Here is a 14,566-nt window from a genome sequence, read left to right on the forward strand (position 1 = left end):
ATTTGCTCCAGATTGTTTCTGAACGAAAAGAGCTACGGCCCTTGTACCATTTGTACGTGCTATTTCGTCTTTTTCTTTAAGATCGTCTGTCACCGTTGCAATATCTGCAAGGCGAACAATCTGTCCGTTGACCGAACTGAGTACAGTTTTACGTATATCTTCGGCAGAAGTAAAGGCTTCGGGTATTTTAACCGAAAAGTCGTGATCTCCTGTTTTGATAACCCCACCCGGAATACTGGTATTTTGAAGTTTCAGCGCTTCGGTGACGCGGGCAATGCTGAGGTGATAAGCCTGCATTTTGAATGGATCCACTTCAATACGGATCTCTCTTGTTGGCTGAGCAATATAAAGAACTGTACCAACGCCTTCCACTTTACGCAAAGGAGAAGAAATATTGTCTTCAATGATTTTTTCTATGGCCGGATAACTTTCATTTGCGGTGATACCGTAAATAACAACCGGCATCATAGCGTTATTCAGTTTCATGATATAAGGCTGACGCGCTTCTGCCGGCAAATCCGATTTAACGAGTTCAACCAGATCGCGTGCATTATTGGCAGCATCAGTAACATCGGTTCCCCAGTTAAACTGAAGGGAAATCAATGAAACGTTTTCGCGTGAAATGGATGAAATTTTTTTCATGCTTTGTGCTCCGGCCAGCACGCGTTCAAGAGGACGTGTAACCTGCTGTTCCACTTCTTCAGCTGAAGCTCCCGGATAAATTGTAATAATTGTCAGTGACGGAAGTTCAATATTGGGAAGGACATCACGCGGAAGAAAAAAATAGGAAACGGTACCCATAACCAATACCGCCACAAATGCCATCAGGGTGGATACGGGTCTGTTAACGGCTATCTTTGGAAGTCTCATTTTTCAATGTTTTTTAAACAACGGTTTATAAAAGATTTATTCATCAATTTACCTGTGGATTCTTGCGGGTATTATTATTTGTCAGCAAGAATAACCGGACAGTTTTCATATAGTTTGTCTTTCCCCGTAATGGCCACCAGGCTGCCCGGTTCAATATCATGCACCACGGTCAATCCATTCCTGCTGGCAAGTCGTTCAACTTTTATTTCATGGGCCTTGTTATCCCTGATTACGAAAACGGATTCAATGGAGCTGCCCTGCCGGTTGTAAATAGCATTGTCTGGTATTATGATTCCTTTAACAGGAGGAAGGTTGATAAAAACATAAGCAGACATTCCGGGAAGAAGAGTGAAGTTTTTGTTGGCACAGACGGCTTCAACGGTGGCCGAACGGGTAATTGTTGAGACAATTGGCTTGATGGACGATACGCGGGCATGAAATGTATCGGCAAGAGCCGGGCAAACGAAGGAGATTCCAGTACCGGGCTTTACAAAACGGAGGTCCCGCTCATTCACTTCAAATACTACCTTAATCTGATCGGTCTGAATGATTTTTACAAGTCCGGATGTCATTGAGTAACCCGGCTCAAGAGGCAGGGAGAAGAAATAGTTTTCCCCCTCTTTTACAAGATATTCAGCAACTATGCCATCAAAGGGAGCTGTGATGCGGGTATTCTTACGAAGCATTTCTGTTTTTTCAACGGTCGCATCATACATGGCTTTCACGTGGTCATATTCCTGCTGGGTTACGCTCCCTTTTTCCAGAAGCCTTTTAACCCTTTCAAAATCTTTTGAAACGGCAATCCGCTCGGCCTCAGCTTGTGTGTAAAGTTCTCCTGACATTTCCGCCAGAAGAGCGCCTTTCTTCACGAAATCGCCTTCACGGACATAATATTTTTCAACTTTTCCAGGAAGAGTTGCACCAACATTAGCTTCCCTGAATGCCTTCACAGTTCCCGAATATTCATTCACCGGCGAGATTTCTCCTTCTGCTGCGACAACAGTTTTTACTCTGATACTCTCTTCGGTTTTTTCGGGGATGGTATTTTTCGACCTGCATCCGCTCATCAGTGAAACAAAAAGTACCGTAAGAAATATTATCTGCTTTTTCATAGATAAAAAGTTTAAAATCATGTTATTAGTAATTTGATGCCTTAATTTCTGGGTATATGGAAACAGAGAGATTTTTATTTGCTGGCGGTTTCTGCCGTCAATGATCCGGTAGCTTTAGCCAATTTGATTTCAGAAAGTTTGCATTCGGTCTGAGCTTCAATTTTTTCTGACCAGGCCTGTTGATAAAGTAGTTGAGCTTCGAGTAAGTCGGTAACTTTCAACATGCCTTCGTGGAATTTGTCGGTGCAGAGTTTCATGTTTTCCTCAGCCTGCTGAAAATTCCGGTCGGCAATGGAAGCTTTTTTAACGGCTTCTTTCCATGAGAACCAGAGTTGGTGGATTTCCAGATTAACCATTGATGCAGCTTCGTCGTACTGATTCCGGGCAGCTTCTTCCTGAAGATGTGCAGCTTTGAGGGTATTGTATCGTTCGCCCCAATGGAACACCGGCACATTGAATACCACACCAATGTTGACATCCTGTCCGAAATTATGGGAAAGACCATCAAAGGGATTGGGATTAAGCCATACCGAATTGACAGTAAGACCGAGGTTGGGCATAAAGCGCGAACGCATCAGCCCTGTGTTGTGGTGGGCAAGGTCAACGGTGTTCTTAAGTATCATAAGTTCAGGTCTTTGCAAATAGGCTGTCTGAACCAAACTGTCTGCAACAGGCAGAATGGGAGAGATAGACAGGGAGTCAGAAGGTACCAGATCGGAATTCAAAGGAAGTCCCGTGATACGGCATAATGCCATGGATGCGAGTTTTTCACCGTTCTGTGCTTTCAGCAGTTGCAGTTCGGCGTCTTCCCTCTTGACTTCCACTTTGAGCACATCCGTCTTTGTAATAATTCCTTCCGCATAGTAGTTATTCACATCCTGAGAAAGCTGTTCCAGGAGGGAGAGGTATTTGCGTGCGAGGATGACTTTTTCCCTGACGGAAACCAATGTCCAGTAGTAATATTCGGTATTGTAGAGCACGTCAGAAACCTGATAATTTCTGGCCGATAGGGCAATCTGATGATTTACCTTTGCCATTTTCCAGGTTTCGAGCACCTTTCCTCCGGTGAATATTGGTTGAACAATACCGGCATTTACCATCCATACATTGCGGAAATCGAACGTCATGGCGGAAGCAGGCATCCAGGCATATTCTTTGAATACCGGATGGCCTGAGGCATCCATAAGGGGTTGATGGGTTACAGGATTAAAGGCAAGGAATGTCGGGGCAATGGAAGGATCCTGAAATGCAGCGGGATTGATTTTGCCTTCCTGGGTAAGAGCTGTATAAGGGACTATCGGCAGAAACTGGTCTTCGCCGAAGAGTTTAATATCGCGGTTCAAACGGGTATATGTTCCGTTGATACTTGCATTCGGCAAAAAGTTGGTAAACGCTGCCTTACTGAGCGATTTTGCTGCATCAGCCTGCATTTGAGCTGATTTCACAAGATAATTCTGTTCGATGGCCCTTTTCCGGCATTCATCCAGAGAAATATATGTCTGGCTTGAAGCGGAATAGAATAGCGAAGCAAGTGAAAGAACACAAAAAATTAGAATAATACGACCATTTGATTTAAAAGGTCGAATTTGATTCGTGAACACTCTTTTCATATCTTTCATTTTTACATTCATACATTAAATAAAATAATAAATAGACTAAAAAAGACGAAAAGTCGAAAAATAGGCAAAAAAAATTAGCGATTTAGTATACCATAAAACAGAACATTTAATAAATCGTTCATTCTTTCTTCGGTGTCTTTTCGCACACCAGACCAGAACAAAGGAACTTCAAGTCCTTTCAGGGCAGTTACGATGGCCGTTGCTGTAAGGAGGGTATCCTCAATCCGGAAAACTCCTTTATCCACACCTTCCTGTAAAATATCCTGTAACATATGAATTTCTTCCCGGTCATATTTCTGCCGGAATTTTTCGATGGAGGCAAGATGCGCAACAACTTCGGTTCGAATGGCATTGTAAACATTGGAAAGCTTGCTGAAGATACGCATACGTACCTCAACAAACCGGCGGAGTTTTTCCTGGGGAGTATCAGCCTGGGAAATTGCTCTGACAAGTTCCCTTCGCAGGATTTCTGTTTCGCGGTCTATTACTGCTTCGTAAATTTCTTCCTTGTTTTTGAAATAGTAATAGATTGAACTCTTCCCTTTGCCCATTACGCGGGCAATTTCGTCCATCGTCGTTTTACGGAAACCGTATTTACTGAAAATACGGCTGGCCGTTTCTATGATTTGATCCCGTATCTCGAGTCGTGCCGTCATCTGATTCGACTATTTGATAAAAACGGTCCAAAAGTACATAAATTTTTTAATTGTATATACAAAAAGCAAAAAAAAATTTTACAGTCGCCAGTCAATTTCCTGAAAACCATGGAGTTTAAGTAATTCGTTTGTGCGGGAAAAATGACGGCAGCCAAAAAAACCGTTGGCTGAATAGGGAGAAGGGTGAGCGGCTTTAAGCACATAATGCCTGTTCAGGTCGATGAGGGTTTCCTTGGCCTGGGCGTGTTTCCCCCAGAGGAGAAAAACGACATGCTCTTTTTTTTCCGAAATCTTACGAATCACGTTATCGGTGAATATTTCCCATCCTTTTCCGGTATGGGAAAAGGGTTTATTTGCGCGAACCGTAAGGGTGGCGTTCAGCAGCAGAACGCCCTGTGCGGCCCAGCTTTGAAGATTCCCGTGCGACGGGAACGGTATGCCCAGATCAGATTGCAGTTCTTTAAAAATGTTGATCAGGGAAGGCGGTGGTTTGATTCCGTGAGGCACTGAAAAGCAAAGTCCATGTGCCTGTCCTTCCCCATGGTATGGGTCCTGGCCAAGAATAACCACCTTAACCTGATCAAAAGGGGTGCTGTTGAATGCGTTGAAAATCAGCGGACCGGGAGGATACACCCGGAAGTGTTTTTTTTCTTCAACCAGAAAATCTTTCAGGGCAGAAAAATAGGGGGCTTCAAACTCGTCTCGCAGAACTTCCAGCCAGCTTTCATGGATTTTCGGGTTCACTTCTCCCATACCGCACAAAAGTTTCGATTAAAAGAAGTAGTTCCTCAGGCAGAGATAAGTTTTCTGATGCGGTCATCGAGTGCCTGCTGATCCTGGGTGAAACTGGCGAGGCCGGCAAGGTTGAGAAGGGTGTCGGGGGCCAGTTTTTTCTGCCGTATTTCTTTTTCCCAGCGGGCAAACTTTGGGATCTTGCCGTCGGAAGCGATGAACTGTTTTTCCTCTTCGCTCAGTGGAGGAAAAAGATCAGAAAGTCCTGCTTCATGTGCTTTTCTTATAATTTCTCTGCCGGCAGAAGGAGGATTTGCATCAATTTCTTTTGCCAGAGACACTTCGGCATCGCTTACTTCCCAGAACTTTTCAACCAGTGTATTTTTGCCGGACTCGTTAAGAGGGACAGGGTAAACAGTATTGAGGCGCGAAGAGAAATTTCCGCTGAGGTTTTTTCTTCCGTCGGCAGCTACTTTTACCGGTATGGTGAACACATCCACACCAGCCAGTTTTTCAAGCTGGTCGGCACTTCGCAACGAAGCAGCTATGAGGCGGGTAGCGACTTTTCTTCCTTCATTCAGTTTGGTGATCCATTGCTGACTCGAAAGGACAGCTCTTTCACCGGCACCTGAACCATCGCCAAGGTTGTTGTCTTTGAGATAGGCTCCGATCCGGCCAAGAAAAACGTTTAAATAGCGGGGTTTGGCAATTAATGAAACCAGAACATTCTGCCTGGCTGAAAATTCAAGGGTAAAATTTACAGGGATACCTTCTTCACCCAGCTTTCTTGCTCCCAGTAAGCCTTCTGCTGTGTAGGGAACCTTGATGATAAATTTCTCCGGTTGTATCTTATGAAACCGTTTTCCGTAAGCAACAATGGCATCAATATCGTACGCTGTATCGGTGTGCAGTTCTACGCTTACATATCCGCCGAACCTTTTTACAAGGCGCAGGCCATGGCGTGCATTCAGCATGAAAGAAATTTCCTGCACCTGCTCCTGCAGGGGGAGGCTGCCCACAACCTTTTTTGCCCTCACAATGAAGTCGTCATAGATGCCCTTCTGGATTTCCATATTCAGAAGGGTGTTGTTGGTAGTGAGGGCTGTCATTTCGGCCGTCCAGATTTTGGCCGCTTCTTCCATGTCGCCGGTATCAAGCCATATTTCCGTACCGGTTGCTTTCAGGGCCGACCAGAAGGGATCAGGGCGGGTCTGAAGAGGCTCGTCATCAATTTGTTCCTGTAAAAATTCAAATACCAGAGCTTGCAAATAATCATTCATACGATGTTGAAGTTTAAATGGAATTATTGGTTATTTCACGAAATACTTCTTCCAGGTTTTTCTCTTTGCGTTGCAGGGAAAGGACAACCAGTCCGCGTTCAACGGCAAAGGCAAACAGGGTTGACCGGATATCGGGTTCGGTAGCACCGGAGATGACCCACCGGTACTCGCCCGCCTTTCTTACTGCTGAAACACCGGGGACCGAGAGAAGTTCCTTTTCAGAAAGTATTCCGTTAAGTTCGACAAGTATTGTCTGCTGGCCGGGTTCACTTTCCGAAAGCATGGCCGAGGTATCCCCTTCGGCGGCCAGTTTTCCCCTGTTAATGATGATGATGCGGTGGCAGATTGCTTCTACTTCCTGCATAATATGGGTTGAAAGAAGAACCGTTTTGTTGGCAGAAAGTTCTGAAATCAGATTACGGATTTCCACGATCTGGTTCGGATCCAGTCCGGAAGTCGGTTCATCGAGAATCAACACTTCCGGATCATGAAGAAGGGCCTGCGCCAGGCCAACACGTTGCCGGTACCCTTTTGAGAGCATACCGATCTGCTTATGCTGTTCGGGTGAAAGCCCTGTCTGTTCAATAATTTGTTCAACTCTGCGGCGAATATCGGATGCAGGAAAATAAATTCCAGCTACAAATGACAGATATTCACGAACGTACATATTATAATAAAGGGGATTGTTTTCCGGCAGGTAGCCGATTTTTCGCCGGGCTTCCAGGGGCTCCTGTGCAACATCGTGCCCGCAAACAAAAACGCTGCCGGCATCGGGTGCAAGATATCCGGTAATTATTTTCATCATGGTACTTTTCCCCGCTCCGTTTGGCCCCAGAAAACCAAGAATCTCCCCCCGCTCGGCAGTAAAGCTTACATCATCAAGAGCCTTCTGGTTTCCGTACTTTTTAGTTACATGCTGTACCTGGATTGACATAGTCTTTTGCTTGCTTTATGAAAGACAAAAATAACCATTTCATGGAGTGATGGAAAATAATCTGAATTCTGGCATTAAAATTGAAAGCTTTAATTTTGAAAAATATACAGCTTTTCTATCTTTGTCAAGTTTCAAAAAAAAGGGAATATGAAGATGAAATCAATTGTAACCGGAATTCTTATCGTTCTGGCGCTTTTGTATGGTCGTACTGCAGGTGCCCAGACGCTCAAGGAGGCCTATGATGAATACAATGCTGCCATCGCGCTGCTCGAAACAGACAAGGCAGCGGCAGTTCAGCAGTTCGAAAAGGCGGTTGCCCTCTGTGAAGCAATAGGGCCGGATGCTGATTCCCTCAAAATGGGAATTGTTGCCAACCTGCCGTCATTGTATTACGATCTGGCCTATGATTCCTATAAGAATAAGAAAATGGAGGAAGCTCTTGCCCGTTTTCAGAAAACGGTAGAAGTGGCGAAAAAATATGGGGATGAAAAAACACAAAAGAAAGCGGAGGATGTTGAGCCTCAGCTTTACTATGCCATAGGTACCCAGTTTTATAAAGAAAACAATTTTGACAAGGCACTGGAAAACCTTAATGAGGCCGTCAAACTTGATCCGGCATTTGCAAGGGCCTGGCTGGTTATTGGATTAATTTACCGGAAGAAGGAAGACATTAACCAGGTAACCGGCGCCATGGACAAGGCCATTGAAGCTTCAAAAGCTGACAATGATCAGAAGACATCTGATCAGGCGAAGAAAGTTGCCCGTGATTTCCTGCTTATTAAGGCCAACCAGGAGAACAAGAAACAGAATTATTCACAGGCATTGGATTACCTGAATAAAGCCCTGGAATATGATGATCAATTTTCGGATATATATTATTTGTTTGCCGTTATTTATAATAAACAGTCAAAATGGCAAGATGCAGTGAATGCCGGCGAAAAAGGGCTGAAGTTAGCTGCTCCGGCTGATGCCGGCAAAATACAGTTTGAACTGGGTACTGCCTATATGGGCCTGAACCAGAATGAAAAGGCCTGTTCGGCATTCCGTGAAGCGATGAAGGATAAAAATTTTGAGGCAAGTGCCAAATACTATATTGAGCAGAAGCTCAAATGCCAGTAAGCTGGTCTGAGGCAAATGATTCGCGCAAGGCTGGCAGAAAAGTCTTGCGCGAATTTTTTTCCGGGCGATTCATGCTAATTTTGCATCAATTTTTTGCCTGTGGGTACATTTCTTTTCGATTCGGTTGTTTTTGGTCCGGTTTTCAGCAGAAGACTCGGCAGGTCGCTGGGGATTAACCTCCTTCCCGACACCGCCAAAATATGCAATTACGATTGTGTATACTGTGAATGCGGTTGGTCTTCGCAAAAGAAGGAGCATCATGCCAGGTTGCATAAGGTTTCTGAGGTGGTTTCAGAGCTTGAAAAAACACTTCGCTCATTCAGCATGGAAGGCAAGGGGATTGATACGATTACCTTTGCAGGAAACGGAGAACCCACTCTCCACCCCTCCTTTAAGGAGATTATGGATGAAGTAATCCGTCTTCGGGATTCCTATTATTCTGCTGCAAAAATTGCTGTTCTTTCCAATGCCAGCAGGGTACATATTCCGGAAATAAGGGAAGCCCTGATGAAAGCTGATCTCAATATTCTGAAGCTGGATACGGCTGTTGAAGATACCTTCAGGATGATCAACAAACCTCCTGCGGGCTTTACGTTGCATCATCTGTTGCAAAATCTTTCCCTTTTCAGAAAAGGACTGATTATCCAGAGTTTGTTTGTGAGGGGCATAGCCGAAGGCAAATATGTAGATAATACCACTGAAAAGGAAATCAATGCCTGGCTGGAAGAAGTAAAAAGGCTTGCGCCGGAGCTGGTAATGATTTATTCCATTGAGAGGGCAACTGCGGCCGGTACTTTGGAAAAAGTTTCCCTGCCTGAACTGCGGGAAATTGCCCGCAAGGTTGCCCTTGCTGGTTTGCAGGCAGAGGTTTATTATTAGCATTATGGCTGGTGATGGGACGGATATTGGTGTGCGAAAGGAAAGCATACTCCCTGTCGGGGGAAAGAAAGTGCTTGTTGTTCCGCTCGACTGGGGACTGGGGCATGCCGCACGGTGCATTCCCATTATATATGATCTGCTGGAATCTGGCTGCGAAGTAATCATTGGTGGTTCCGGTCTTTCATTGACCCTGTTGCGCAAGGAGTTTCCCGAACTGAGGTATGTACTGATCAGGGGTTCCAAGGTGCGCATCGGTGGGAGGGGCATACAGATTTTTCAGTTTTTCCGGTATCTGTTTTTTTTTATTCGTTTTGTGGAGAAGGAGCACAAAACCCTTGAAAAAGTTATTGATGAAATTTCCCCTGATGTTGTCATCTCTGACAATCGCTATGGTTTGTGGTCAAGCAGAGCCCATTGCATTCTGATAACCCACCAGTTGCGTCCGATTTTCCCCGGGTATCTTTTCTGGTTTAGTCCTTTTGCCCGACGTCAAATCCTCAGATGGGCCGGACGGTTTGATGAAATCTGGATTCCGGATGAAGCAGGGCAAAATAGCCTGACGGGTATCCTGAACTGGGGTGTAAGCGTCAGAGGAGTTATCATACGGCACATTGGCCTGTTGTCACGTTTTCAGAAACTGGAACCGGAAAAAATTGATCCTGAGCTGATTCCGGTGCCGGACATTCTTGCTGTAATTTCCGGGCCTGAGCCGCAGAGAAGCAGATTTGAAAAGCTTCTGGTACGCAAGCTATCGGATTTGCCCTATCGTTCAGTCATATTGCAGGGAACACCTTCTGTTTCGGAAGTAAAAAAGGCTGCGTCCAATGTATGGCTTGTATCACATCTCAGTTCCCGTCAGATTCTTTATCTGATGTCGGAAGCTTCTCTGATTATTGCCCGGGGTGGTTATTCTACCATTATGGATTTGCGGGTGCTTGGGAAAAAAGCTGTGCTGGTACCCACACCCGGTCAGCCTGAACAGGAATATCTCTGTTCGCGGATGCAGCAGCTGGGATATTTTACATGCATTAAACAGTCCGAATTCAGGAATATAAAGATTCTCCTGACAGAAAAATGCAGAGAGGGGAGATCTAGCGAAGAAAAAAGATAAGCACAAAATTCAGGGCAAAACCGGTAAGGTAGCCTGTATATATTTCACCGGTTTTATGTGCTTGCATGGCAAGGCGGGCATAGCCTGAAAGTCCTGCCAGAATGATAATGCCAATCAGCCAGGGAGTAAAAACCATGCCAAAGCGTAAACACAAGGCGAGAAAGATTCCGGTGAGTCCGCCCCAGGCAATGGTGTGCAGGCTGATGCGATAAAAAATGGTAATCAGCATCGTTACAAACACGGTAATGGTAGCGGAAAGAAGAAGGATCTCAAGAATATCCGGAACAGCAAGGCGCTGAAAGATATGATATGTGAAGTAATACGAAATGGTACTGAAAAACAACGGCAAAAAGCGATCCTGATGTTTTCCGAAACGGACCTGTTCGGTGAGTTTGCGGAAATAGAGCAAAGGCAACAGGCTGAAAGGAATGAGAACCGTACCCACGGCGGTAATCAGGAGGATCCTCTGCTTCCAGGAAGGGGCGATTAAGCTGAGGTAGGTAGGAGAATAGAAAAGGATAATCAGGGAAATCAGGGGGGCAAATGCAGGATGCAAAAGAAAACTCAGTACGGCAGCCAGTTTTTTTTCCATAGTTTTCTTTCAGTGTAATTCCTTCCGAAGTCTGGCTACGGGTATATTTAACTGTTCCCGGTATTTGGCCACTGTGCGCCGGGCAATCTGGTATCCTTTCTTTTGAAGGATTTTGGTCAGCTGTTCGTCGGTAACAGGTTTTCTTTTATCTTCATTTTCAATTGTTTCCTGAAGAATTTTTTTGATTTCGCGCGAGGAAACTTCTTCTCCGCTTTCGGTTTGAAGTCCTTCAGAGAAAAAGTACTTAAGAGAGAAAATTCCGAAATGGGTTTGGATATATTTACTGTTGACAACGCGGGAAATCGTTGAGATATCGAGCCCGGTCATTTCTGCAATGTCTTTCAGGATCATGGGTCTGAGTTTGGTTTCGTCCCCGTCAATAAAAAATTCTTTCTGAAAGCGCAGGATTGCTTCCATGGTGAGCATAAGGGTGTTCTGGCGCTGGCGGATGGCATCGATAAACCATCGTGCTGATTCGGTTTTTTGCCTGACAAAGTTGATGAATTCCTTATTCTGCTGGTTTTGATTATGGTCTTTTCTGGCGGCCTCATTTGCCATCCGGCTGTAATTTTTGTTAATACGGAGTTCCGGCATGTTTTTCTGGTTGAGGCTCAGAATAAATTCTCCGTCCTTGTATTCGAGGATAAAATCGGGGATAATCTGATGGTCCGGGCGGTTCATGGGATCATTGAACGCGCTTCCCGGTTTAGGGTTCAGGTGCAGGATTTCGTCGATCGCCTCCTTGAGCTGTTCTTCGTTAATGTTGAGGCGATTCATTATTTTATCATAATGTTTCCTGGTAAATTCGTCGAAGTGGTGCTTCAGGATTTCATGGGCAGTTGCAATGGCCGGATCGCTGAGGTCTTTCCGTTCAATTTGCAATAAAAGGCATTCGCGCAGGTCGCGTGCTCCCACCCCCGGAGGATCAAGATCCTGGATAATCCTGAGAATTTCAAGCAACTCAAATTCGTCGGTCTTAAAATTGTGTGAGAAATCAATATCGTCAGCTATGTTTTCCAGTTTTCTGCGCAGGTATCCGTCGTCATCGATATTTCCGAGAATAAAGGGGGCAAGGAATTTCTGGCGTTCTGTAAGAGGGCGCAGATTCAACTGGCTTTCCAGGTGCTCGTGGAAGGTAATGCCAACAGAGAAAGGTATTTCCTCGCGTTTATCATCGGGTGAATTATTGTTGGCCGTCAGTTTGTAGGAAGGAATTTCATCTTCTTCCATGAAATCTTCCAGGGTAAATTCTTCCTGGTCTTTGTCTTTTTGTTCAGTGTCGCTGTCATCATCAGGAGGTATCAAGTCCTGCGGTTCTGTCAGAGGTTGATCTTCCTCAGATACTTCTTCGAGCAGGGGGTTTTCTTCCAGTTCTTTTTTGATTCTCTGCTCGAGCTGCATAGTAGGGATTTCCAGCAGCTTAATCATCTGGATCTGCTGAGGAGATAGCTTTTGAATCAGTTTTTGCTGTAGGTTCTGTTTAAGCATGGCATTTGTTCCCCTGCAAAGATAATGATTTTTCCTGTGTAAAAGCCATCCGGCAGAGGAAGAGTCAGGAGGATAAACAATTAAAATTCAGCGTTCTTTGGGGTACGGGGAAAAGGAATGACATCACGGATATTGGCCATTCCTGTTACAAACAAAATGAGTCGTTCGAAACCAAGCCCAAAGCCGCTGTGGGGTGCCGATCCAAATTTGCGTGTTTCGAGGTACCACCAGAGATCTTTCATAGGAAGATTCAGTTCCCTGACTCGGGCATAAAGGCGGTCGTAGTCTTCTTCCCTCTGAGATCCTCCAATGATTTCACCTATACGGGGAAAGAGAACATCCATGGCACGAACGGTTTTCCCGTCGTCGTTCTGTTTCATATAGAATGCTTTGATTTCCTTGGGATAATCGGTAAGAATAACCGGCTTTTTGAAATGTTTTTCCACCAGATAGCGTTCGTGTTCAGCCTGTAAGTCTGTACCCCAGCCAATGGGAAACTCAAAAGGCACACCTGATTTTTCAAGAATCTGAATAGCTTCGGTATAGGAGAGCCGTTCGAATTTTTCCTTCAGAACCGATTCAAGGCGTAGTATCAGTTCCTTATCGTACATTTTCTGAAGGAACTGCAAATCGTCAGAGCAATGCTCAAGAGCGTAGGAAACAAGATATTTAAGAAAGTCTTCGGCCAGGTCCATGTTATCATGGATGTCGTAGAAAGCCATTTCGGGTTCAATCATCCAGAATTCAGCCAGGTGCCGGGGGGTGTTTGAGTTTTCGGCACGGAAGGTAGGACCGAAAGTATAAATATTGGAAAGCGCCAGTGCTCCAAGTTCCCCTTCCAGCTGGCCTGATACGGTAAGGCTGGTGGGTTTGCCGAAGAAATCTTTGGTAAAATCTACGGTTCCGTCATCGTTTTTGGGAACATCCTGCAGATTAAGTGTTGTAACCTGAAACATGGCCCCTGCCCCTTCGCAGTCGGACGCTGTGATAATTGGTGTATGCAAGTAATAGAAGCCGTTATCGTTGAAATATTTGTGTATAGCAAATGCCATGGCATGGCGGATGCGGAATACAGCACCGAAGGTGTTGGTACGCGGCCTCAGGTGAGCAATTTCCCGGAGAAATTCGAGGGTATGTCCTTTTTTCTGCAGCGGATATTCTTCGGGATTGGCAGGCCCGTAAATTGTAATATCTGAAGCATGTATCTCAACCTTCTGACCAGAACCTGGTGATTCTTTCAGTATACCCCGCACAGCAATGCATGCTCCGGTAGTAATCTGCCGTATAACCTCCTCGTCGAAGTGCGCCGCGTCGGCTACTATCTGGATGTTGTGAATAATGGAACCATCATTGAGAGCAATGAATACCACATTCTTAATGCCCCTCCGGGTACGCACCCATCCTTTAACCAGCACTTCCTGATCGTGCGGATCGGTCTTCAGTAAATCACTGATGCGGCTGCGACGTAAGTTTTCCATAAAAATCGTCTTATAATAAAGTTGCAAAATTAACACTTTGTATGAAAAACACCGGTCTGATCTTTTTCGTTGGTTTTCTTTCGGAAACGATCAATTAATCCACATTGCGCATCAAATGTGTGCAATGTGCCGTAAGGGCCGCTTCCACTTCGTTCCAGCGGGGTTTGCCCGGATGCCGCCGCTGAAAGTCAACGCACTGCGCATCAGTTCGCTTGCTCTCCTGATGCGCAATCCGGGCTTAATCCACATTGCTCATGAGAACATTCGCAATGTGCCGCAAGGGCCGCTTTCACTGCGTTTCAGCGGGATTTGCCCGGATGCCATCCCACAAAGCCAACGCACTGCGCATTAGTTCGCTTCGCTTCTAATGCGCAATCCGGGCTTAACCAAAAAACCATCAGGCAACAAAACATGAATTAGCCTGACCTGGCTTTTTATTTGTCCTGTTCCTGCTATAAAAACGGTGATCAGACTTCCCGTTTTCTGGATGTTTTCTGAAGGAAGTAGGCAACAGCCAGTGCCAGCAGTATTGCAGCAATGGCAAGGGCATTCAGGCTGTTGACTTTTTCGAAATCGATGATGATGATTTTTCTTGCAAGAGCAATCATGGCAACTTCCAGAACAATTTCAGTATGGACTATTTTTTCATCGAGATACATTTTGATTGTCTGGAGAAGTTCCAGAGAAATAAGAAGC

15 protein-coding genes are annotated in these 14,566 nt (G+C 45.2%); 4 read left to right on the forward strand and 11 right to left on the reverse strand.

Translation table 11 applies throughout. From position 1 onward, the window contains the following. The 7 genes from GX419_13485 to gldA form a co-directional block, all read right to left on the reverse strand. A partial coding sequence (locus GX419_13485; protein NLI25708.1) for an efflux RND transporter permease subunit occupies nucleotides 1-870 on the reverse strand: 870 nt, incomplete at its 3' end. Between the two features lie 74 nt (nucleotides 871-944). Then, nucleotides 945-1,982 (reverse strand): efflux RND transporter periplasmic adaptor subunit, encoded by a 1,038-nt coding sequence (locus tag GX419_13490; GenBank protein ID NLI25709.1) that lies wholly within the window; start codon nucleotides 1,980-1,982, stop codon nucleotides 945-947. A gap of 74 nt (nucleotides 1,983-2,056) precedes the next feature. Next, complete coding sequence (locus GX419_13495; GenBank protein ID NLI25710.1) at nucleotides 2,057-3,592, reverse strand: TolC family protein; 1,536 nt, start codon at nucleotides 3,590-3,592, stop codon at nucleotides 2,057-2,059. Between the two features lie 83 nt (nucleotides 3,593-3,675). Continuing rightward, complete coding sequence (locus GX419_13500; protein ID NLI25711.1) at nucleotides 3,676-4,257, reverse strand: TetR/AcrR family transcriptional regulator; 582 nt, start codon at nucleotides 4,255-4,257, stop codon at nucleotides 3,676-3,678. Nucleotides 4,258-4,335: 78 nt separating this feature from the next. After that, a complete protein-coding gene (ung, locus tag GX419_13505) occupies nucleotides 4,336-5,010 on the reverse strand; it encodes a uracil-DNA glycosylase (protein NLI25712.1) in 675 nt (224 codons plus the stop codon). 35 nt (nucleotides 5,011-5,045) lie between these two features. Next, nucleotides 5,046-6,269, reverse strand: a complete 1,224-nt coding sequence (locus GX419_13510) for a transaldolase (protein NLI25713.1) — start codon at nucleotides 6,267-6,269, stop codon at nucleotides 5,046-5,048. Nucleotides 6,270-6,282: 13 nt separating this feature from the next. Next, nucleotides 6,283-7,203: a gliding motility-associated ABC transporter ATP-binding subunit GldA gene (gldA, locus tag GX419_13515; GenBank protein NLI25714.1), complete on the reverse strand. Its 921-nt coding sequence runs from the start codon at nucleotides 7,201-7,203 to the stop codon at nucleotides 6,283-6,285. 147 nt (nucleotides 7,204-7,350) lie between these two features. Between gldA and GX419_13520 the strand changes: the two genes are divergently transcribed. From GX419_13520 to GX419_13530, 3 genes are all read left to right on the forward strand, one after another. After that, nucleotides 7,351-8,322: a tetratricopeptide repeat protein gene (locus GX419_13520; GenBank protein ID NLI25715.1), complete on the forward strand. Its 972-nt coding sequence runs from the start codon at nucleotides 7,351-7,353 to the stop codon at nucleotides 8,320-8,322. 99 nt (nucleotides 8,323-8,421) lie between these two features. Then, nucleotides 8,422-9,201, forward strand: coding sequence for a radical SAM protein (locus GX419_13525; protein ID NLI25716.1), 780 nt, complete (start codon nucleotides 8,422-8,424; stop codon nucleotides 9,199-9,201). A 4-nt stretch (nucleotides 9,202-9,205) separates the two neighbouring features. Continuing rightward, entirely contained in the window at nucleotides 9,206-10,312 is a 1,107-nt protein-coding gene (locus GX419_13530) for a hypothetical protein (GenBank protein NLI25717.1), read from the forward strand. Here GX419_13530 and GX419_13535 read toward each other — a convergent pair. The 3 genes from GX419_13535 to asnS form a co-directional block, all read right to left on the reverse strand. Next, a complete protein-coding gene (locus GX419_13535) occupies nucleotides 10,293-10,904 on the reverse strand; it encodes a hypothetical protein (protein ID NLI25718.1) in 612 nt (203 codons plus the stop codon). The two genes, GX419_13530 and GX419_13535, sit on opposite strands and share 20 nt — an antisense overlap. 9 nt (nucleotides 10,905-10,913) lie before the next feature. Beyond that, entirely contained in the window at nucleotides 10,914-12,392 is a 1,479-nt protein-coding gene (gene rpoN, locus GX419_13540) for an RNA polymerase factor sigma-54 (protein ID NLI25719.1), read from the reverse strand. An 80-nt stretch (nucleotides 12,393-12,472) separates the two neighbouring features. Beyond that, nucleotides 12,473-13,870 (reverse strand): asparagine--tRNA ligase, encoded by a 1,398-nt coding sequence (gene asnS, locus GX419_13545; GenBank protein NLI25720.1) that lies wholly within the window; start codon nucleotides 13,868-13,870, stop codon nucleotides 12,473-12,475. A 37-nt stretch (nucleotides 13,871-13,907) separates the two neighbouring features. Here asnS and GX419_13550 point away from each other — a divergent pair, with 37 nt between their 5' ends. Then, nucleotides 13,908-14,222 (forward strand): hypothetical protein, encoded by a 315-nt coding sequence (locus GX419_13550; protein ID NLI25721.1) that lies wholly within the window; start codon nucleotides 13,908-13,910, stop codon nucleotides 14,220-14,222. A 115-nt stretch (nucleotides 14,223-14,337) separates the two neighbouring features. On the opposite strand, the gene GX419_13555 is transcribed toward GX419_13550, so the two are convergent. Then, nucleotides 14,338-14,566: phosphate-starvation-inducible PsiE family protein (locus tag GX419_13555; GenBank protein NLI25722.1), on the reverse strand; the 229-nt coding region annotated here is incomplete at its 5' end.

The organism is Bacteroidales bacterium (assembly GCA_012517825.1).
Lineage (GTDB): Bacteria > Bacteroidota > Bacteroidia > Bacteroidales > JAAYUG01 > JAAYUG01.

Coding starts and splice junctions, on each gene's coding strand:
- GX419_13530 (NLI25717.1), top strand. CDS start 9,206: ATGGCTGGTGATGGGACGGATATTGGTGTGCGAAAGGAAAGCATACTC.
- GX419_13500 (NLI25711.1), bottom strand. CDS start 4,257: ATGACGGCACGACTCGAGATACGGGATCAAATCATAGAAACGGCCAGC.
- rpoN (NLI25719.1), bottom strand. CDS start 12,392: ATGCTTAAACAGAACCTACAGCAAAAACTGATTCAAAAGCTATCTCCT.
- GX419_13535 (NLI25718.1), bottom strand. CDS start 10,904: ATGGAAAAAAAACTGGCTGCCGTACTGAGTTTTCTTTTGCATCCTGCA.
- GX419_13510 (NLI25713.1), bottom strand. CDS start 6,269: ATGAATGATTATTTGCAAGCTCTGGTATTTGAATTTTTACAGGAACAA.
- asnS (NLI25720.1), bottom strand. CDS start 13,870: ATGGAAAACTTACGTCGCAGCCGCATCAGTGATTTACTGAAGACCGAT.
- GX419_13490 (NLI25709.1), bottom strand. CDS start 1,982: ATGAAAAAGCAGATAATATTTCTTACGGTACTTTTTGTTTCACTGATG.
- GX419_13495 (NLI25710.1), bottom strand. CDS start 3,592: ATGAAAAGAGTGTTCACGAATCAAATTCGACCTTTTAAATCAAATGGT.
- gldA (NLI25714.1), bottom strand. CDS start 7,203: ATGTCAATCCAGGTACAGCATGTAACTAAAAAGTACGGAAACCAGAAG.
- GX419_13520 (NLI25715.1), top strand. CDS start 7,351: ATGAAGATGAAATCAATTGTAACCGGAATTCTTATCGTTCTGGCGCTT.
- ung (NLI25712.1), bottom strand. CDS start 5,010: ATGGGAGAAGTGAACCCGAAAATCCATGAAAGCTGGCTGGAAGTTCTG.